General features: G+C 66.3%; 14 protein-coding genes. 8 read left to right on the top strand and 6 right to left on the bottom strand.

Annotated features, from left to right (window positions below; all coding sequences use genetic code 11):
* The first annotated feature begins 192 nt into the window (after positions 1–192).
* A complete protein-coding gene (locus ACQR0Z_RS00395) occupies positions 193–1,263 on the top strand; it encodes a DUF2336 domain-containing protein (protein ID WP_434917337.1) in 1,071 nt (356 codons plus the stop codon).
* An 18-nt stretch (positions 1,264–1,281) separates the two neighbouring features.
* On the opposite strand, the gene ACQR0Z_RS00390 is transcribed toward ACQR0Z_RS00395, so the two are convergent.
* The 3 genes from ACQR0Z_RS00390 to ACQR0Z_RS00380 form a co-directional block, all read right to left on the bottom strand.
* Positions 1,282–2,040, bottom strand: a complete 759-nt coding sequence (locus ACQR0Z_RS00390; protein WP_434917990.1) for an outer membrane lipoprotein carrier protein LolA — start codon at positions 2,038–2,040, stop codon at positions 1,282–1,284.
* A 185-nt stretch (positions 2,041–2,225) separates the two neighbouring features.
* Positions 2,226–4,709 carry a DNA translocase FtsK gene (locus ACQR0Z_RS00385; protein WP_434917336.1) on the bottom strand — a complete coding sequence of 828 codons (2,484 nt, stop codon included), beginning with the start codon at positions 4,707–4,709 and terminating at the stop codon, positions 2,226–2,228.
* 11 nt (positions 4,710–4,720) lie between these two features.
* Positions 4,721–5,935 (bottom strand): aminotransferase class I/II-fold pyridoxal phosphate-dependent enzyme, encoded by a 1,215-nt coding sequence (locus ACQR0Z_RS00380; RefSeq protein ID WP_434917335.1) that lies wholly within the window; start codon positions 5,933–5,935, stop codon positions 4,721–4,723.
* Between the two features lie 954 nt (positions 5,936–6,889).
* Between ACQR0Z_RS00380 and bamA the strand changes: the two genes are divergently transcribed.
* On the top strand, positions 6,890–9,394 hold the full coding sequence (bamA, locus tag ACQR0Z_RS00375) for an outer membrane protein assembly factor BamA (RefSeq protein WP_434917334.1): 2,505 nt from the start codon (positions 6,890–6,892) through the stop codon (positions 9,392–9,394).
* Between the two features lie 605 nt (positions 9,395–9,999).
* Here bamA and ACQR0Z_RS00370 read toward each other — a convergent pair.
* Positions 10,000–10,224: a hypothetical protein gene (locus ACQR0Z_RS00370; RefSeq protein WP_434917333.1), complete on the bottom strand. Its 225-nt coding sequence runs from the start codon at positions 10,222–10,224 to the stop codon at positions 10,000–10,002.
* A gap of 282 nt (positions 10,225–10,506) precedes the next feature.
* Positions 10,507–11,265: an SDR family oxidoreductase gene (locus ACQR0Z_RS00365; RefSeq protein ID WP_434917332.1), complete on the bottom strand. Its 759-nt coding sequence runs from the start codon at positions 11,263–11,265 to the stop codon at positions 10,507–10,509.
* Between the two features lie 179 nt (positions 11,266–11,444).
* Here ACQR0Z_RS00365 and ACQR0Z_RS00360 point away from each other — a divergent pair, with 179 nt between their 5' ends.
* On the top strand, positions 11,445–12,971 hold the full coding sequence (locus ACQR0Z_RS00360) for a malonate--CoA ligase (RefSeq protein WP_434917331.1): 1,527 nt from the start codon (positions 11,445–11,447) through the stop codon (positions 12,969–12,971).
* A gap of 7 nt (positions 12,972–12,978) precedes the next feature.
* Here the strand turns inward: ACQR0Z_RS00360 and ACQR0Z_RS00355 are convergent, their stop codons facing one another.
* A complete protein-coding gene (locus ACQR0Z_RS00355) occupies positions 12,979–13,236 on the bottom strand; it encodes a hypothetical protein (protein ID WP_434917330.1) in 258 nt (85 codons plus the stop codon).
* 567 nt (positions 13,237–13,803) lie between these two features.
* Here ACQR0Z_RS00355 and sdhC point away from each other — a divergent pair.
* The 5 genes from sdhC to ACQR0Z_RS00330 all read left to right on the top strand — a co-directional run bounded on the left by sdhC (position 13,804) and on the right by ACQR0Z_RS00330 (position 19,514).
* Positions 13,804–14,202, top strand: a complete 399-nt coding sequence (sdhC, locus tag ACQR0Z_RS00350) for a succinate dehydrogenase, cytochrome b556 subunit (RefSeq protein WP_011923483.1) — start codon at positions 13,804–13,806, stop codon at positions 14,200–14,202.
* Between the two features lie 20 nt (positions 14,203–14,222).
* Complete coding sequence (gene sdhD / locus ACQR0Z_RS00345) at positions 14,223–14,597, top strand: succinate dehydrogenase, hydrophobic membrane anchor protein (RefSeq protein ID WP_011923484.1); 375 nt, start codon at positions 14,223–14,225, stop codon at positions 14,595–14,597.
* A gap of 3 nt (positions 14,598–14,600) precedes the next feature.
* Complete coding sequence (gene sdhA / locus ACQR0Z_RS00340; RefSeq protein WP_434857919.1) at positions 14,601–16,439, top strand: succinate dehydrogenase flavoprotein subunit; 1,839 nt, start codon at positions 14,601–14,603, stop codon at positions 16,437–16,439.
* Between the two features lie 33 nt (positions 16,440–16,472).
* Positions 16,473–17,255, top strand: coding sequence for a succinate dehydrogenase iron-sulfur subunit (locus ACQR0Z_RS00335; RefSeq protein ID WP_006613010.1), 783 nt, complete (start codon positions 16,473–16,475; stop codon positions 17,253–17,255).
* 108 nt (positions 17,256–17,363) lie between these two features.
* Positions 17,364–19,514 carry an ATP-binding protein gene (locus ACQR0Z_RS00330; RefSeq protein ID WP_434917329.1) on the top strand — a complete coding sequence of 717 codons (2,151 nt, stop codon included), beginning with the start codon at positions 17,364–17,366 and terminating at the stop codon, positions 19,512–19,514.
* Positions 19,515–19,566 lie beyond the last annotated feature (52 nt).

Below are 19,566 nucleotides of genomic sequence, written 5' to 3'. Positions count from 1 at the left end.
AGGGCGTTCGCAAGAACAAGACGAGAACATTGGCCCGGGCCGGGTGAAATCCGTTAACGACGGCCTGACGCTTCCGTAGTTCCCCGTGGTTGGCTTAACGCCCCTTTAGTCCGGCCTTCGCATTCTTCCGCAAATTGATGAGCGATGCGCGCCGCCTCACAGCCGGCCGGCGCCGACCATGAGAGAATTGCAATGCCCCCAGCGCCTGCGGCAGCTCCATCCGTCAAAACGCCCGCCGGTGAGGCGAGGACGGTGTCCGAACTCGCCACCGACATGCTGCGCCGGACCACCAGCCTGTTCCTCGCCGGCCCGCGTCCGGCGTCGGACGAGCAGCTCGATCTCTATGACCAGATGTTCGCCCGGCTGATGCCGCAGGTCGCGACCGATCTGGTAGCCGAATTGAGCATGGCGCTCGCCGGTGTCGAGCGTGCGCCCTACGCCACCGTCCGTCTGCTCGCGGTGCATCCCGAATTGCGGGTCGCAGGTCCGATGCTGGCCAAGGCGGCCGTGCTGACCGAACGCGATCTCGCGGAGTTCATCCGGGCCGGTAGCCCGGCGCATCTGGCCGCGATCGCCAGCCGCAGGGGCATCGGCGACAGTCTCACGACGCAGCTGATCGCCCGCGGCTTCCCGGCCGTGCGCATGGCGCTGGCGCAGAACCTCACCGCGAAACTCTCCGAGGACGGCTATCGCAGCCTGTTCAAGATCGCCGAGCGCGATGAGGACCTGGCCGAGAAGCTGGCGCTGCGCACCGATCTCCCGGCCAAGCTGTCGCGCGCTTTCGTCGCCGCCGCCAGCGAGGCCGCCCGCACCCGCTTCATCAAGGCCGCGCCGCCGGCGACCCGCGCCACGCTGCAGGCCGCGCCGACCCGGTCGTCGGGCGCCGCGATGCGGGCGATGTGGGACTATGAGCAGGTCAAGGCCGAGGTCGCCGCGCTCAATCGCAGCGGCAAGCTCGGCGACTCCGCCGTCAATCGCTTCTGCGTCACCGGCGATTTTCCCGCCGTGATCGCGGCGCTCGCGCTGCTCTGCGTGGTCTCGATCGAGACGATCGAATCGCTGCTGCAGGATGATCGCCTGATGGATCTGCTGCTGGCCTGCAAGGCGGCGCGGCTGGGCTGGGCGACGACCGCGATGATCCTGCGCGCGCGTCCCGGCTGCGACGCGCTTGCCGCCGACGACGTCGAGGAGGCGCGCAAGCGCTTTGAGAAGCTCGCGCTGTCCGAGGCGCAGTGGAAGGTCCGCGGCCTCGAGTCGCGCTGAGCGGTGCGCCGCCCGGCGTCAGCCCGGCGGCGTGCTGTAGTTGGTGAAGTCGATCTTGAACATCGCCGGATCGAGCTTCTTCGTCGTGTCGAGGTTGTAGACGGCGATGGTCGTGTCGTAGCCTTGCGGATCGGTCACGGTCCACTGCTTGAGCTGGCCGTCCTTGGCGCCGAGCATCAGCATCAGCCGGCTGGTGCCGATCAGCGCCTGCTTCTCCTCGATCGTGATCGTCACATAGAGATCGTCCGAGGACACCGCGATGACGTTGGTGTCCTTGAGCAGGTCGATCCGATCGGACAGCAGATAGCGCAGCGGCGTCTGCGACAGCGGGTAGACGTCCTGGGTCGCCAGCTTGCGGTCGCGCACCACCAGCGACGAGCCGTCGGCGACGATGTCGATCGGCGTCGGCGGCTCATATTCGAAGCGCACCTTGCCGGGCTTCTGGATGTAGAAATCGCCCTTGGTCTTGCTGCCGTCCGGGCCGACCTGAACGAAGTTTCCGACCAAGGTCTGCAGCGACGACAGATAGGCGCTGACCTTGGCGGCCTGCGCCTTCTGGTTGGCGTCGAACGAGGTGAAGATGCTGGCCGGCACGTTGCGCCGGGGATCGGGAATGATCGGGTTGGGCGGCGTGGTCTGGGTGGCCACGGGACCGCCGCGCTGCGGCTCGGAGGCGCTGACCGGGCCGCCGCTCTTCTGCCCCGCTTTGGGCGCCGGCGTGCCCTGGGCGGCCGCATGGCCGGTCGCTGTGAGGACGGTGATGGCGCCCGCCACCATCCAGGTCGACAAGCGGCGGCCGCGGCAGGCCGCTGGAGATGAAAACGTGCTGTTCAACAAGGGGCTTTTCAAAACGGCGTCCTGATGTTTCCGCGTTTCTATCGTGGTTCGGTCGGTCAGCGTGATCGTAATTGCGTGAAGTTACGACACGGAAACGGCAGATCTGGGACCGAGACGGGCAGGGCTCAGAACCCGCCTTCTTCCTCGGGCACCAGGATCTCGCGCTTGCCGGCGTGGTTGGCCTGGCCGACGATGCCTTCCTGTTCCATCCGCTCCATCAGTGAAGCGGCCTTGTTATAGCCGATCTGCAGCCGGCGTTGAATGTAGCTGGTCGAGGCCTTGCGGTCGCGCTTCACCACGGCCACGGCCTGCGCGAACAGGTCGTCGCCGCCGCCGCCGCCACCCATGCCGGTGGCGTCGAACACGGCGCCGTCCTCCTCGCTCGGCTCCTCGGCGGTGACCGCCTCGAGATATTCCGGCGAGCCCTGGGCCTTGAGATGGCGCACCACCTTCTCGACCTCCTCGTCGGAACAGAACGGGCCGTGGACGCGGCTGATGCGGCCGCCGCCGGCCATGTAGAGCATGTCGCCCTGGCCGAGCAGCTGCTCGGCGCCCATCTCGCCGAGGATGGTGCGGCTGTCGATCTTCGACGTCACCTGGAAGGAGATGCGGGTCGGGAAGTTGGCCTTGATGGTGCCGGTGATGACGTCGACCGACGGACGCTGCGTCGCCAGGATCACGTGCAGGCCGGCGGCGCGCGCCATCTGGGCGAGGCGCTGCACGGTGCCTTCGATGTCCTTGCCGGCGACCATCATCAGGTCGGCCATTTCGTCGACGATGATGACGATGTAGGGCAGGGGATCGAGGTCGAGCTTCTCCTCCTCATAGATCGCCTTTCCGGTCTCCTTGTCGAAGCCGGTGTGGACGGTGCGCGTCAGCTCCTCGCCCTTGTTGCGGGCTTCCGCAAGCCGGGCGTTGTAGCCGTCGATGTTGCGCACGCCGAGCTTGGCCATCTTCTTGTAGCGCTCCTCCATCTCGCGCACCGCCCATTTCAGCGCGACGACGGCCTTCTTCGGGTCGGTCACGACGGGCGTGAGCAGATGGGGAATGCCGTCATAGACGGACAGTTCGAGCATCTTCGGGTCGACCATGATCAGCCGGCACTGGTCGGGCCTGAGGCGATAGACCAGGCTCAGGATCATGGTGTTGATCGCGACCGACTTGCCCGAGCCGGTGGTACCGGCGATCAGCATGTGCGGCGTGCGGGCGAGATCGATGATGATGGACTCGCCGCCGATGTTCTTGCCGAGGCAGAGCGGCAGCTTGGCGACGCTCTCCGTCGCCTCCTTGGCCACCAGCAGCTCGCGCAAGTAAACCTTCTCGCGATGCACGTTCGGCAGCTCGATGCCGATGGCGTTGCGGCCGGGCACGACGGCGACGCGCGCCGACAGCGCGCTCATCGAGCGGGCGATGTCGTCGGCCAGGCCAATGACGCGCGACGACTTGATGCCCGGCGCCGGCTCCAGTTCGTACAGGGTGACGACGGGGCCGGGATGCGCCTTGACGATCTCGCCGCGCACGCCGAAATCCTGCAGCACGCCTTCCAGCGCGCGCGAATTGGCCTCCAGCTCGCTCTTCGACAGCGGCTGGCGGTCGGAGGATTTGGGCGCCGCCAGCATCGAGACCGACGGCAAATCGTATTTGTCGCTGGACTTCTTCGGCGGGGTTTTCGGCGCCGGCTTTTTGCGCGCCTTCGGAGCCGGCTCCTCCTCCTCGTCGTCCTCCTCGTCGCCGGCCGCCTCTTCCTCCTCCTCCTCGTCCTCGTCGCCCTCCATCTCGGGCGCGAGGGTCGGCTTCTTCTGGCCGCGGGCGAGGCTCGGCTCCTGCCGGCCGGCGGCGGCCGTGCGCGGTTGCGGGCCGGAGGAGACCAGCGCGCGATAGGCCGTCGAGAGGAACCAGCCGATCTGCGCCTTCGCGCTCATCAGCGCGTGGAAGATCCAGCCGAGCCGGATGGCCTTGCGGTCGTCGTCATCCTCGGGATCGGCGAGCGGCGTGTCGTCCTCTTCCTCGTCGACCAGGCTCGGATCGGCTTCCTTCGCGCCCATGCCGCCGGCGACCAGCAGGCAGCCGATCATCGCGACCAGCAGCAGCGTGCCGAGCACGATGCGGTAGATCACGCCGGGCGGGCCGAACACCACCGCCGGCGCGCGCACCAGGGCATCGCCGACGACACCGCCGAGGCCGGTCGGCAGCGGCCAGGCATGCGAGCGCGGCCAGCAGCTGGCGAAGCCGGCGGCGATGACGGCTGCCAGCACCCAGGCGCCGAAGCGCAGCGCCTCGCGATCGAACGGCCGGTGCGTCATCATCCGCCAGCCGCGGACGGCCAGCGGCAGGATCGCCATGATCGAGCCGAGGCCGAGGATCTGCATCAGGAGATCGGCGCTGATCGCGCCGGGATAGCCGAGAATGTTGCGGATCGCGCGCGAGGTGGCATGCGACAGGCTTGGGTCCTGCACCGACCAGGTCATCAGCGCCGCGGCAGCGACACCGCACAGCGCGATCAGGCCGAGGCCCGCGAGCTCGCGCAGCCGCCGCACCAGCGCCTCGCGCAGCGAGGTCGGCAGATGGTTGACCAGGGGAATGACTCGTTCGATCGCCGGCATCCGCATCCGCCCCGCGATTATCCGAGTGTCTCGACCAGCCGGTGCAGCGCCTCGCCGGTCGAGGCGGCATCGGCCACCAGCGCCAGCCTGATATAGCCGACACCCGGATTGAAGCCATCGGGTTGCGGCCGCGCCAGATAGCTGCCGGGCACGACGCGCACGCCGGCGTCGCGATACAGCCGCAGCGTTACCTCCTCGTCGCCGCCGCGATCGGCGACGTCGAGCCAGACGCAGAAGCCGCCGTCGGGGCGTTGATAGCCGTAGCGGTTGCCGATGATCTGGTCGGCGAGGTCGAACTTCGCGCGGTACAGCCGCCGATTCTCCTCGACATGCGCCTCGTCGGCATAGGCCGCGACCGCGACATGCTGCAGCGGCACCGGCACCTGCGGCGCTGCGACATTGCGCAGCTCATGGAAGGCCGCGAGGAACCTGCGGTCGCCGGCAGCGAAGCCGATGCGCATGCCCGGCACGTTGGAGCGCTTCGAGAGCGACTGGAACGCGACGACGTTGGTGTAGTCGGGCCCGGCATGCTCGAGCATGCTGCCCGGCGCCTGCCGCGTGTAGATCTCCGAATAGCATTCGTCGCTGAAGATCAGGAAGCCGTAGGCGTTGGCGAGCCGGACCAGCTTACGCATGTAGTCCACTGATGCCACCGACCCTTGCGGATTCGCCGGCGTTGCGAGGTAGAACGCGACGGTGCGCGCCAAGGTCGCCTCGTCGATTGCATCGAGGTCGGGCAGGAAGCCGTTGTCGCGAATCGTCGGCAGATAGATGGAGTCACAGCCGGCGGTGCGGGCGCCGACGCCATACACCGGATAGAACGGGTTCGGCATCAGGATCGCCGGCCTGCCGCGGCGCGGGCCGACATGGCGGAGCGCGGCATGCGCGGCGAAGAACAGGCCCTCGCGGCTGCCGTTCAGAACGAGAATCTCGTGTTCGGGATCGACCGCACGCGGCAGCGCGAATCGGCGCGACAGCCAGGCGCTCGCCGCTTTCCGGAACGGTTCGATGCCCTTGGCGGCGGGATAGCGGCCGAAATCGGCGATGTGCTGCGCCAGCACGGGCCCGACGAAATCCGGCACCGGATGCTGCGGCTCACCGACGGCGAGCGTGATCATCGGCTTGCCCGGCTGGTAGGGGGCGAGCAGTTCGTTCAGCCGCGCAAACGGCGAGCGTTCGCTCTCCGAATGGCTGGCGCCAGCGGGCGCGGGGGATGAAGCGGTCATTGCCATACGTAAAACGCGCGCCAAACCAGTGGAAGCCGCCGATCGCCCATGAACCGGTGCCTTGGCGGTCACCATAGGTGGGGCGAGGTTAAGACGCGATTAACCATCGGCGCTGCCGCACGTTTTGATCGTTTTTCGCCACTCGATCCAGAGGCAATTTCGCAACAGCGGCGGACATTGTGGTGATTCGGGCGGGGGTGACGGCTGCTTCGCCGGAACTTTTCGGGGAAGCGTTTCCCAATCGCACAAAAGGGTGGGAGGTCGGCGCTTGTGGCTGCCCAACCTCGCCGCGCCGGGGCGAAGCGAAGCTTCGCTAGGGCGGGAGAGGTCGGATTGCATCGTCGGATGCAATCCGGGTGAGGGGGGCTCTCCGCGAGTCTGGTGCTCGTGGTGGCTCCTCACCCCAACCCTCTCAGCGCGAGCGAAGCTCGTCGCGGCCCCGTGAAGGACGGGGAGAGGGAGCGCAGCTGGGCTCGCCGCAAGAGCGATGGCTCAATTCTGCTACTGAAAAACAGGGCGGCCCGGTGCGCCGGAATAAGTATGGGAATCTACGCGCACCGGGCCTTGGCCGAACTACTTGGGGGCTTAGTTCGGGTGACCATCAGATAGCACCCTGGTTTTTCCCTGGTGTTGCCGACATCCTAAGATTTGTAGAATTTGATGTCGGTAGCCGCCGAATGCGGCGCGGGCGGACGAATTGCTTAACGAAGATGTCCGCAGCGGCCGTTGCCTTCTGGCCGCAGTGCCGGAGTTGGACTTCATACTAGGCCACGGCCTCGGTCGCTCCGCCCGCCGCGCAAGTTTGTCTGACCGGAAACACTCCGTCACATCCCGCATCATCCGACATTTCACGAAACGAGAATGGCGCATCACGACCATCTTTCGCGGGCATCAGCGATTCCCATGGGCGTGCCGGCATCTGCGTCGCGCCGAGGACTCTGACTTTTCGAAAGAGCGTCGATGATGCGTCTGAGACTGCCGGGCGTGCTTGCCCTGATGCTGCTGGCCCTGCCGGTGACCGCGTTGCCCCGCACCGCCGCGGCGGCCCCTGCGGCGGCCGCGACCTCGATCACCATCGAAGGCAACCGGCGCATCGAAGCCGACACCATCCGCTCCTACTTCAAGCCGGGGCCGTCCGGCGCGCTCGACGCCGGCCAGGTCGATGACGGCCTGAAGGCGCTGATCCAGACCGGCCTGTTCGCCGACGTCAGGATCGACCGCCAGGGCGGCCGGCTCGTGGTGCGCGTGGTCGAGAACCCCGTGATCGGCCGCGTCGCCTTCGAGGGCAACAAGAAGGTCAAGGACGAGCAGCTCCAGGCCGAGGTGCAGTCGAAGCCGCGCGGCACGCTGTCCCGGCCGATGGTGCAGTCGGATGCGCAGCGCATCGCCGAGATCTACCGCCGCTCCGGCCGCTACGACGTGCGCGTCACGCCTGAAATCATCGAGCAGCCCAACAACCGCGTCGACCTCATCTTCACCGTCGTCGAGGGCGTCAAGACCGGCGTGAAGTCGGTCGAGTTCGTCGGCAACAATGCCTATTCCGCCGCGCGTCTGCGCGACATCATCAAGACCCGCGCGACCAACTGGCTGAGCTTCCTCGGCAACAACGACGTCTACGACCCCGATCGCGTCGAGGCCGACCGCGACCTGATCCGCCGCTTCTACCTCAAGAACGGCTATGCCGACGTTCAGGTGGTGGCCGCGCTCAGCGAATATGATCCGGAGCAGAAGGGCTTCCTGGTCACGTTCCAGATCGAGGAAGGCCAGCAATATCGCGTCGGCTCGGTCGACTTCCAGTCGACCGTCGCCGCGCTCGATGCCAACGCGCTGCGCGGCTATTCGCGGGTCAGTGTCGGCGCTCTCTACAATGTCGAGCAGCTCGAGAAGTCCGTCGAGGAGATGCAGATCGAGGCCTCGCGCCGCGGCTTCAGCTTCGCGGTCGTGCGTCCGCGCGGCGACCGCAACATCGAGGCCCACACGGTCGCGATCGTGTTCTCCGTCGACGAAGGCCCGCGCACCTATATCGAGCGCATCGCCATCCGCGGCAACACGCGCACGCGCGACTACGTGATCCGGCGCGAGTTCGACCTCTCCGAGGGCGATGCCTATAACCGCGCGCTGGTCGATCGCGCCGAGCGCCGGCTGAAGAACCTCGACTTCTTCAAGGAGGTCAAGATCACGACCGAGCCGGGCTCGTCGAGCGACCGCGTGATCCTGAACGTCCTGCTGGAGGAAAAGTCGACCGGCGACTTCTCGATCTCCGGCGGCTATTCGACGACCGATGGCGCGCTGGCGGAGGTGTCGATCTCCGAGCGCAATTTCCTCGGGCGCGGACTCTATGCCAAGGCGGCGGTCACCTACGGACAATATACCCGCGGCGTCTCGCTGTCCTTCGTCGAGCCCTATCTGCTGGACTACCGGATCGCGCTCGGCCTCGACGTCTCCTACCGCCAGCAGCTCGCCAACAGCTACACCAGCTATGGCACGCGCACCGTCGGCTTCAGCCCGCGGCTCGGCTTCCAGCTGCGCGAGGATCTGTCGCTGCAGCTGCGCTATTCGCTGTACCGGCAGGAGATCACGCTGCCGTCCTATCTCGCCAACTGCAACAACAACTCCGCCAACGGCCTGCTCGCCTTCAATCCGACCCCGGCCTATATCCAGAGCGTGCTCGGCGGCGTCGATCCGACCAATTCGACCTCATCCGGCGTCTACGGCTATGGCTGCTATGGCGACGGCGAATCGAGCCTGGCGGTCCGCAAGGAGCTGAACGACGGCGCGGCGCTGACCTCGGCGCTCGGCTACACGCTGAACTACAACACGCTCGACAACACCAAGAACCCGACCGATGGCCTGCTGATCGACTGGCGCCAGGATTTCGCCGGCGTCGGCGGCAATGTCAGCTATCTGAAGTCGGCCATCGATGCGAAGTACTTCACGCCGCTGGTCGCCGACATCGTCAGCGTGATCCATCTGCAGGGCGGCGTCCTCAACAAGGTCGGCGACAAGGACCTGCGCATGCTCGACCACTACCAGATGGGTCCGACCCTGGTCCGCGGCTTCGCCTCCAACGGCATCGGCCCGCGCGACATCACCTATCGCAGCTTGGGCGCCACCGGCGATGCGCTCGGCGGTACCAAATATTGGGGCGCCTCGGCCGAACTACAGATGCCGTTCTGGTTCCTGCCCAAGGAGGTCGGCCTGAAGGGCTCGGTCTACGCCGACGCCGGCTCGCTGTGGGGCTATCAGGGCCCGACCTCCTGGGCCGGCACCGGCGAGGTCAACACATCGACCTGCAAATGCGCGATGCAGTATGACGACAGCAAGGTCATCCGCTCCTCCGTCGGCGTCGGCCTGATCTGGGCCTCCCCCTTCGGCCCCCTCCGCTTCGACTACGCGGTGCCGCTGTCCAAGGGCAAATACGACGTCACGCAGGAGTTCAGGTTCGGCGGCGGAACGTCGTTCTGAGGTGGAGTGCAGGACGACGCTCTGTTTAGGCGGCTAAGTTCCTGAAGATGCTCGAGCCCCGCTGCTGACCACAACGGCGGTGAGCCCCCCTCCCCCTTGCGGGGAGGGGTCGGGGGTGGGGGTCCACGAACTCCGCTGCTTATGAGAGTCGGAGCTCATTGCTCCATCGCACTGATGAGGTCTGCCTTGCTGCTCGGACCGCATTCACATCACTGAGTTCATCGCCCGCAGACCCCCACCCCCAACCCCTCCCCGCAAGGGGGAGGGGAGCGCACCGTCTGCGCGGCGGACATCTCGGCTCACATGGTCTCTTGGCAAGATCACATCCGTCGCATGTCCGTCGCATGCGCATTGCCCGCATCCCTCCCATGCTCAAATTGCCCGTCGTGTTAGTTTGCCGCAGCGTGTCCCGTTGTGTCGTCGGGCAAATCACCGGCACATTTCCGCGCGTCCCTGCTGCCGCATGAGGGGCGTGTCGCGACCGTCACGAGACGTTGGCAGTGGGATGCGATGGGCGTGTGTCGACGCAGCGTGGGTCTCCTGCGCGGACGAACGGTGAGGCACGCACGGTCAAGTCGCGCGGTCCTGATATCCCGACGCTGATATCAACTCACGTTGAGGCTTCGCTTCGCGGGGGGATGGTGGCCAGCAAGCCGGCGCACCAGGGAGAACGCGAAGCAGCCGTTAAAACCGTTGCGCGGGGAGGGCCGGGCGTTCTCGGCCAGACCTGTGGTGACTGCCGCCTGCTTTATTTTCTGCAGGCGGGCCACGGGCGCGGCCAGCGCCCGGCCTTCCCTGCGCCCTCTGTTTGAGGGGGCGACGAGTTTCATGAATAGCTCGGGCGCATCGTGTCGCGAGGACGTTTCCGCATATCCCATCGTCATGCCCCGCGAAGGCGGGGCATCCAGTACGCCGCGGCTTCTCGATTCCATCGCCGGCGTCTCGGAGTACTGGATCGCCCGGTCGAGCCGGGCGATGACAGCGGGGGTGACGAGAGACGTGCCTCCATCACATGGTTCGTTAGGAGCAAACGCCGGCGCTCTGGCATTGCCCTGGAGTCCTCAACCGGCTCGGTTCATCGCGAACCCAGTATGCGACCAGTCCAATCCCCCTCACTCCCTGTTCGCCGGCGTCTGAATGAACCCGCGATTCCACGTCGGGCTGATCAGGATTTCGTTCACGCACACCCGCGGCGGCAAACTCGCCACGAACGCGATCGTCCGGCCAAGATCCTCCGGCTGCAGCATGCGGGCCTGCTCCGCGGCGCTCGGCACCACGGGACGCTGCTCCAGGATCGGGGTGGCGACCTCACCCGGCATCAGGCAGCAGGCGCGCAGGCCGTTGACGCATTCCTCCATGTTGAAGGAATGCGTCAGCGCCAGCACCGCGTGCTTGGTCGAGGTATAGGCCGGCCCCGGCATCTTCGAGACGTGACGGCCGGCCCAGGACGAGACGTTGATGATGACGCCGTCCTGCTGCGTGCGCATCGCCGGCAGCACGGCTTTCATGCAGTACAGCACGCCGTTGAGATTGATTTCGACCAGCTGGTTCCAGCCGTCGAGCGTCATGTCTTCCCAGCGCCGCCGCGGCACGTTCACGCCGGCCGAATTGACCAGGAGATCGATGCGGCCGTGACGCATCAGGATGGCGTCGGCCGCGGCCTGCACGTCGGCGGCCTTGGCGACGTCGAGCACGACGGCTTCCGCGGCGCCGCCATCAGCCGCGATCTTGGCCACCACGGCATCGAGCGCCGCCTTGCGCCGGCCCGACACCACGACGGTCCAGCCCTCGGCGGCCAGCGCCAGCGCGCCGGCCTCGCCGATGCCGGTACCGCCCCCGGTGATCCACGCGATCCGTTTCCCCTTGGTCATTTCCTGGCGTCTCCCGTTGCCTTCGAAAGGGCGTTTTTGCTAAGGCAGCCTCGATCAGAGACGGCAGCCCCGGCGCTTCAGCCGCTGCTTTCAGCCGTCCGGGCCCTTTTCGTCTTCGTCGAGCACGATGTTCCGCCGGCTGGCACTGCCGGCCGGCCACCGCTCCAGGGGAATGTTGCATGAACCACGCCGCCAACGCCAATCTGTTCGCCCGCCTGTTCGACGGCCTCGACGATCCCAGCCGTCTCGCGATCGAGACCCATGATGGCCAGCGCATCACCTATGGCGATCTCGTCGCGCGCGCCGGCCAGATGGCGAACGTGCTGGTGGCGCGTGGCGTGAAGCCGGGCGATCGCGTCGCGGCGCAGACCGAGAAGTCGGTGTCGGGTCTCGTGCTCTATCTAGCCACGGTGCGAGCCGGCGGCGTGTATCTGCCGCTCAACACCGCCTACACGCTCAACGAGCTCGACTATTTCATCGGCGATGCCGAGCCGACCGTGGTGGTGTGCGATCCCTCGAAGGCCGAGGGCATCGGCGCGCTCGCGGCCAAGGTCGGCGCCAAGGTCGAGACGCTCGACGCGTCCGGCAAGGGCTCGCTGACGGAAGCCGCGGACAAGGCTGACACGGCGTTCACCACCGTGCCGCGTACATCGGACGATCTTGCCGCGATCCTCTACACGTCGGGCACCACCGGCCGCTCCAAGGGCGCGATGCTGTCTCACGACAATCTCGCCTCGAACTCGCTGACACTGATCGACTACTGGCGCTTCACCAAGGACGACGTGCTGATCCACGCGCTGCCGATCTATCACACGCACGGCCTGTTCGTGGCCAGCAACGTGACGCTGTTCGCCCGGGCGTCGATGATCTTCCTGCCGAAGCTCGATCCGGACCTCATCATCAATTTGATGGCGCGCGCCACGGTGCTGATGGGCGTGCCGACCTTCTACACGCGGCTGTTGCAGAACCCGCGGCTGAGCAAAGAGACGACCAGCCACATGCGGCTCTTCATCTCCGGCTCGGCGCCGCTGCTCGCCGACACCCATCGCGAATGGTTCGCGCGCACCGGTCACGCGGTGCTCGAGCGCTACGGCATGACCGAGACCAACATGAACACGTCGAACCCCTATGAGGGTGAGCGCGTGCCCGGTGCGGTCGGCTTCCCGCTGCCCGGCGTCTCCGTGCGCGTCACCGATCCCGAGACGGCCAAGGAGCTCGCCCGCGACGAGATCGGCATGATCGAGGTGAAGGGCCCGAACGTGTTCAAGGGCTATTGGCGGATGCCGGAGAAGACCAAGTCGGAATTCCGCGACGACGGCTTCTTCATCACCGGCGACCTCGGCAAGATCGACACCCAGGGCTACGTCCACATCGTCGGCCGCGGCAAGGACCTCGTCATCTCCGGCGGCTTCAATGTCTATCCGAAGGAGATCGAGAGCGAGATCGACGCCATGCCGGGCGTGGTCGAGTCCGCCGTGATCGGCGTGCCGCATGCCGATTTCGGCGAGGGCGTCACCGCCGTGGTCGTGAAGCATCCCGGCGCCGATGTGAACGAGGCCGGCGTGCTCAAGGGCCTCGACGGCCGGCTTGCCAAGTTCAAAATGCCCAAGCGCGTGTTCGTGGTCGACGAGCTGCCGCGCAACACCATGGGCAAGGTGCAGAAGAACGTGCTGCGTGACCAGTACAAGGACATTTATACGAAGTAGCGACGGCCTAGCGCCGTCGTCCGATCGCGAGGCCCGCGAGCGCGGCCAGCGGCGGCGCGGCGCAGATCACCACGAACTCCAGCACGGCGAGCGAGGCGATGTTGTGCTGGAGGGCGATGGCGACGCAGGCGGCGAACAGGCCGGCGGCCGCGAATCCGAGGACGCAGGTCAACGGCTCCTCGGCGGGTTCGCGCGAGGAGGCATTGCGCACCGGCAGCGCCGCCGGGCGTTCGGTGGCTGTCGGCCGGACCGTGGGAACGGGCATCGGACCTCCCTGCAGCGCGCTTTTTTGGATCGCGTTTCGCCGCAGACTAGGCCACGGCGTCCGACCCTGACATGCGGCAAAATCGACCAGCGGCGAGATACGGGTGTCGAGCATCGGGAACGGGCGACATCCGCGCCTGTTTGCCTCGGGGTCCGGCGGCGTCAGGGCGACGCTCGTCCCGCGAATCCTTCCGGTCAGGTTTGCAGAATCGAGAGCCTGTGCAGCCGGGTGTATGGCGAAACCGGCCGGCCCCGGTCCGTAGTTAAGCGGTGAATCAATGCTCTACGACCTGCGTTATTTTCGAGGTCTGCCGCGTTCGGCCGGGCTTGGTGAGGAGATAGAAATGAACCATCATTCGCCGTCAAATGGGGGCGCTGGGTCCTGGTATACCACGGCGGAGATTGATCCTTTTTTCACCGACGTCATAGTACTGAATCGCAGTTCGGTTTTGGGCCATTTGTTCGTTGCAACACCTGTTCCTTCTCCGTAAATAAGGCCCGCCTGCCGATCCCACACGGCCGCAAGCCCCTTCCGTTCACGGCCAACAAGAAATCATCAAAGCAAGCAATGACAGCCAGGATCGAACGACCGCTTTCGCCGCATCTGCAAACCTACCGCTGGACGCTGACGATGATCTTGTCGATCGTCCATCGCGCCACCGGGGTTGCACTGTATTTCGGGACGCTGCTGCTGGCCTGGTGGTTGATCGCCGCCGCGTCCGGTCCCAGCGCCTATTCCTATGTCCAGGGCTTCATGGGCAGCTTCCTCGGCCGCCTGATCGTGTTCGGCTACACCTGGGCGCTGCTGCATCATCTGCTCTCCGGCATCCGTCACTTCGTCTGGGACCTCGGCTACGGCTTCAAGCCCAACGAGCGCGAGACGCTGACCTGGGGCGCACTGATCGGCGGCATCTCCTTGACCGTTCTGGTGTGGATCGTGGCTTACGCAGTCGGAGGCGGTCGATGAGCAACGCACGCGCAAAATCGATGCGGACCCCGCTGGGCCGCGTCCGCAATCTCGGCGCCGCTCACTCCGGCACCGGCGACTTCTGGCGTCAGCGCATTACCGCTGTGGCGATGACCCTGCTGATCGTTCCCGTCGTTGTCGTCGTGATCATGCTGCTCGGCCGCAACCAGGCCGGTGCCGCGCAGATCCTCGGCTCGCTGCCGATCGCGCTGATCATGCTGCTGTTCGTGGTTGCCAGCTGCTGGCACATGAAGATCGGCATGCAGGTGATCATCGAGGACTACGTCCACACCGAGTCGCTCAAGCTCATCGCGATCATGGGCAACAATTTCTTTGCCGTGACCGTGGCGATCGCCTCGATCTACGCCCTCATCAAACTGTCCACTGGAGTCTAGCGAATGGCCGGCGGAGCAAATGGCAGCGCGAACGGCGCGCCCGCGACGAACGGAAAAGCCTATCCGATCGAGGATCACACCTACGACGTCGTCGTGGTCGGCGCCGGCGGCGCTGGTTTGCGCGCGGTGGTCGGCTGCAGCGAAGCGGGCCTGCGCACGGCCTGCATCACCAAGGTGTTCCCGACCCGCTCGCACACCGTGGCGGCGCAGGGCGGCATCTCGGCCTCGCTCGGCAACATGCACCAGGACGACTGGCGCTGGCACATGTACGACACCGTCAAGGGGTCGGACTGGCTCGGCGACCAGGACGCCATCGAGTACATGGTGCGCAACGCACCCGACGCCGTCTATGAGCTCGAGCATTGGGGCGTGCCGTTCTCGCGCACCGAGGACGGCAAGATCTATCAGCGCCCGTTCGGCGGCATGACCATGGACTACGGCAAGGGCCAGGCGCAGCGCACCTGCGCCGCCGCCGACCGTACCGGCCATGCGATGTTGCACACGATGTATGGCCAGTCGCTGCGCCATGCGGCGGAGTTCTTCATTGAGTATTTCGCCATCGACCTGATCATGGACGATCAGGGCACCTGCCGCGGCGTGATCGCGCTGCGCATGGATGACGGCACGCTGCATCGCTTCCGCGCCCAGACCACGATCCTGGCCACCGGCGGCTATGGCCGCGCCTACGCCTCCTGCACCTCGGCGCACACCTGCACCGGCGACGGCGGCGGCATGGCGCTGCGCGCCGGCCTGCCGCTGCAGGACATGGAGTTCGTGCAGTTCCACCCGACCGGCATCTACGGCTCGGGCTGTCTGGTCACCGAGGGCGCGCGCGGCGAAGGCGGCTATCTCGTCAATTCCGAGGGCGAGCGCTTCATGGAGCGCTATGCGCCGTCCGCCAAGGACCTCGCCTCGCGCGACGTCGTCTCGCGCGCCATGACCATCGAGATCCGCGAAGGCCGCGGCGTCGGCAAGAAGAAGGACCACATCTTCCTGCATCTCGACCATCTCGATCCGAAGGTGCTGGCCGAGCGTCTGCCGGGCATCTCGGAGTCGGCCAAGATCTTCGCCAATGTCGACGTCACCCGCGAGCCGATCCCGATCGTGCCGACGGTGCACTACAACATGGGCGGCATCCCGACCAACTATCACGCCGAGGTGTTGACCAAGAAGGACGGCGACGACAACGCGATCGTCCCCGGCCTGATGGCAGTGGGCGAGGCGGCCTGCGTGTCGGTGCACGGCGCCAACCGGCTCGGCTCCAACTCGCTGATCGACCTCGTCGTGTTCGGCCGTGCGGCTGCGCTCCGGCTGGCCGAGAAGCTGACGCCGAACGGCAAGCAGCCGGACCTGCCGAAGGACTCCGCCGACAAGGCGCTCGGCCGGCTCGACCATTATCGCTACGCTTCCGGCGGCACGCCGACCGCGAAGCTGCGCGAGAGCATGCAGCACGTGATGCAGACCAACTGCGCCGTGTTCCGCACCGGCGAGGTGCTGCAGGAAGGTCATAACCTCATTCACAAGGTGTATGGCGGCATCGGTGACATCGCCGTGTCCGACCGCTCGCTGGTGTGGAATTCCGACCTGATCGAGACCCTGGAGTTCGACAACCTCATCGCTCAGGCGGTGGTGACGATGGACTCCGCGGTCAATCGCACCGAGAGCCGCGGCGCGCATGCCCGCGAGGACTTCCCGGATCGCGACGACAAGAACTGGATGAAGCACACGCTGGCGTGGATCGACAACAAGGACGGCAAAACCACGATCGATTTCCGCCCGGTGCACAACTACACCATGACCAACGACGTGCAGTACATCCCGCCGAAAGCGCGCGTGTACTGAGCCCGTCCGTCATAACAAAGAAGGCCTCCTGAAATGGCTGAGTTCGCACTTCCGAAGAATTCGCAGATCACCGGCGGCAAGACCTGGCCGAAGCCGGCGGGCGCAACCGAAGTCCGCGAGTTCAAGGTCTACCGCTGGAATCCGGACGACGGCAAGAATCCGAGCGTCGACACCTATTATGTCGACGTCAACGATTGCGGTCCGATGGTTCTCGACGGCCTGATCTGGATCAAGAACCACATCGATCCGTCGCTGACCTTCCGCCGCTCCTGCCGCGAGGGAGTGTGCGGCTCCTGCGCGATGAACATCGACGGCCAGAACACGCTGGCCTGCACCCGCTCGATGCACGACGTGAAGGACGGCGCGGTCAAGATCAACCCGCTGCCGCACCAGCCGGTGGTCAAGGACCTGGTACCCGACCTCACCAATTTCTACGCGCAGTATGCCTCGATCGAGCCGTGGCTGAAGACCACCACGCCGACGCCGCAGAAGGAATGGAAGCAGACCCACGAGGACCGCGAGAAGCTCGACGGCCTCTACGAGTGCATCCTTTGCGCCTGCTGCTCGACCTCGTGCCCGAGCTACTGGTGGAACAGCGAGCGTTATCTGGGACCGGCCGCGCTGCTGCAGGCGACCCGCTGGGTCAAGGACAGCCGCGACGAGGCGACCGGCGAGCGGCTCGACAATCTCGAGGATCCGTTCCGCCTCTACCGCTGCCACACCATCATGAACTGCGCCAAGGCCTGCCCGAAGGGCCTCAACCCGGCCGAGGCGATCGCCGAGCTGAAGTTGAAGCTCGTCGAACGGCAGATCTGACCGAGAACTAGATAAGACGCGCCCGGAACCGTCAGAAGTTCCGGGCGCAGCTACTTTGTAGCCGACGCCGATTGCGTTAAGCTCTCAGCCCTTTGGGCCGGAGCACCTGTGCAAACCGCACAACGCAAATCGCTGATGATGCTGCGCTGGATGACGGTCGCGTCGCTCGCGCTGCCCGTCGCGCTGTTCCTGGTCGCTGCCTACGTCTCCTACGGTGCGACGACCGAAGAGGCCGACCGCGAGATCCGCCGTTCGCTCGATGTGGTCCACGAGCATGCGCTCAAGGTGTTCGAGACCATCGACCGCAGCCTGTCCGAGATCGACGAGATCGTCCGCGACCTGTCGGACGCGGACATCAAGGCCCGCGAGCAGGCGCTGCATCTGCGGCTGCGCCAATTGTCGGATGCGCTGCCGCAGATGAAGTCGGCCTGGGTGTTCGACGCCAATGGCCGGCCGCTCGTCAACAGCCTGGTCTACCCGGCACCGGACACCTCGTTCGTGGACCGTGACTACTTCTCCGCCCATGTGAAAACCAGCATCGGCACCTTCATCGGCACCCAGCTGGCACCCCGTCCCCCCTATCAGGGCGCGACGTTCTTCAGCGTCAGCCGCCGCCGCCCCGGCGACCACGGCAGCTTCACCGGCGTCATCCAGGCCTCGGTGCTGCCGGATTACTTCGAGCACTTCTATGCCCGGATCGGTCGCGCGCCCGGCAGCTACTTCGCGCTGCGCCGCTACGATGGCCGGGTCCTGGCGCGCTATCCGGCCGCGCCGGACGAAGCCGGGCCGGTCGCGAACGACATTCCGGCGGGGGCCGCGGATACCGAGCAGCTGGTCACGGAAACCTCGCCGCTCGATGGGATCCAGCGTCGCGTCGGCTACCAGCGGCTCGCGGACTACCCGGTCTACGTCTCCGCGGGGCTGGCGACGGCGACCATCCGCGACCGCTGGCTCGGCACGATCAGCCGGCACCTCATCTTCGGTATTCCTGCGACCGCGCTGCTCGTCGTCTTCCTGATGCTGGCGCGCAGCCGCACCGAGCACTTCTACGTCGAGGCGGCCCGACGCCTCGAGGCCGAGGACGCGCTCAAGCACGGCCAGCGCATGGAGGCGCTGGGCCAGCTCACCGGCGGCGTTGCGCACGACTTCAACAATCTGCTGACCGTCATCCGCGCCTCGGCCGATCTGCTGCGCCGGCCGAATCTTCCCGATGAACGGCGGCAGCGCTACATCGACGCGATCTCGGACACGGTGGCGCGCGCCTCGAAGCTGACCTCGCAGCTGCTCGCCTTTGCCCGGCGGCAGACGCTCAAGCCGGAGGTGTTCGACATCGGCCGCAGCGTCGTCACGCTGCGGGACATGACCAAGACGCTGGTGGGATCGCGCATCGAGGTCGTGACCTCCGTTCCCGATGAGCCCTGCTACGTCAATGCCGATGCCGGGCAGTTCGAGACCGCGCTGATCAACATGGCGGTGAACGCGCGCGACGCCATGGCCGGGCAGGGGCTTCTCAGCATCGCGGTGGCGCCCGCCGCCGACCTGCCGACCCCCGCCGCGCCGCACGAGCGACCGCCGCTCGGCTATGTCGCCATTGCGGTCAAGGACACCGGCGTTGGGATTCCGCAGGAGCAGTTCAGCCGGATCTTCGAGCCGTTCTTCACCACCAAGACCATCGGCCAGGGCACCGGCCTCGGCCTGTCGCAGGTGTTCGGCTTTGCCAAGCAGTCCGGCGGCGAGCTCGGGGTGGCGAGCGAGGTCGGGCACGGCGCCACCTTCACGCTGTATCTGCCGCGCGTGGCTCCGGCGGATCCGCAGCGCGGCGTCGACGGTCACCGTGCCGTTCCGATCGGCGGCGAGGGCATGTCGGTGCTGGTAGTCGAGGACAACATCGATGTCGGCAGGTCCGCCACCGAAGCGCTGGCCGAACTCGGCTATCGCACCACCCTGGTCGACAATGCCCAGGATGCGCTGGAGGAGCTGATCAGCAGCGCCAGCCGGTTCGACGTCGTGTTCACCGATGTCGTGATGCCCGGAATGACCGGCCTTGAGCTCGCCGAGGAGATCCGCCGCCTCGAGCTGAACGTGCCGGTCGTGCTCGCCAGCGGCTACAGCCACGTGCTGGCGCAGCAGGGCACGCATGGCTTCGAGCTGCTGCGCAAGCCCTATTCGATCGAGGAACTCTCGCGCGTCTTGCACAAGGTCGTGCCCGTCCCGCTCTACCGCGCGCCGCCCGTTGCACCAAACACCGACCTCTCCTGAGCCCGCGGTGCCGGGGAACTCAAGCGGGAACCTTCAACTCAGGTTGCGGTTA

Origin of the sequence: Bradyrhizobium sp. HKCCYLS3077 (assembly GCF_051167555.1) — a bacterium.
In the GTDB taxonomy this organism is placed as follows: Bacteria; Pseudomonadota; Alphaproteobacteria; order Rhizobiales; family Xanthobacteraceae; genus Bradyrhizobium.
Note: the sequence above shows the minus strand (reverse complement) of the source record. Positions and strands in the feature narration are given on the sequence as shown.